This window comes from Vibrio sp. YT-19(2023) (assembly GCF_033337395.1).
On the sequence record NZ_JAWOQN010000317.1, the window covers coordinates 1 to 833 of the forward strand.

The window sequence follows — 833 nt, forward strand, 5'->3', positions numbered from 1 at the left end:
AACTGGGCGATATCCGAGTTTTCTCGTCAGGGGTTAATCACCAGTAAACCATTTGGCAAAGGTTTGTGGCGTCGTCTGTTCGCAGCAACGCGTAACTCTGAAAAAGATAAGCGTTATCTGCAAGCCTTCTTTGCGACGGCGAGACAACAATGCAAAAGCCATCTTGACGGCATCAAGATGGCTTATCAACAAGGAATCGATTGAGACTAGCGTTCGTACGCTTTGAATTGATTGGTGAGTGGGTCGTACTGATAACCAAGCATATCAAGTTTGCCCACCACCGACTCAACATCCATTTCGTAGACCGAAGCCAACTCGTCAAAACTGTCGCACTCTAAGCGTAGTTTTTCGTTGACGATCCCCAACAAAATGATGCTATCCAGATTGCCTACATTGCTTAAATCCATCGCGACACTCCTCTTCGACAACGTATCAAGGTATATACATACAGCGTAGACAGGATCTGGAGAATTTAAAGTGAGCTCACTCGAGATCGTGAACTCACTGTCAGACTTGTTAAACAGCCAGAGCAAACAAACCTTGTCGGCTTGTCATGGAAGCAAGAGCAAGCAGCAAAGCAATGCTCAGTTGCACTTTTTCTGGCGCCTTGTGTGTGAAGATATGCCAACACCAAACCACAATGGTAGAGATAAGCAGCGCTAAAGAGATCAAAATCGGCTGCGTTGCGCTCGCAAGCGTAGCTTCATCCAATTGGTACGATGAAAATAAAATCGCAAGCACCAATAGCATGCCAGAAACAATACCCGTTACAGGTAAAATACGGTGGAACGCCTGTAGTCGGCTACGGGCAATCGTAAGCAGCAATTGAGAGA

The 833-nt window shown here is 46.1% G+C and carries 1 protein-coding gene and 2 pseudogenes; 1 reads left to right on the forward strand and 2 read right to left on the reverse strand.

Translation table 11 applies throughout. The features are described 5' to 3' along the window. Nucleotides 1-204, forward strand: a pseudogene (locus tag R7E78_RS25635) (LysR family transcriptional regulator); the annotation flags it as partial. Nucleotides 205-206: 2 nt separating this feature from the next. Here R7E78_RS25635 and R7E78_RS25640 read toward each other — a convergent pair. Further along, nucleotides 207-407, reverse strand: a complete 201-nt coding sequence (locus tag R7E78_RS25640) for a DUF4250 domain-containing protein (RefSeq protein WP_005457961.1) — start codon at nucleotides 405-407, stop codon at nucleotides 207-209. A 109-nt stretch (nucleotides 408-516) separates the two neighbouring features. Further along, nucleotides 517-833, reverse strand: a pseudogene (locus tag R7E78_RS25645) (hypothetical protein); the annotation flags it as partial.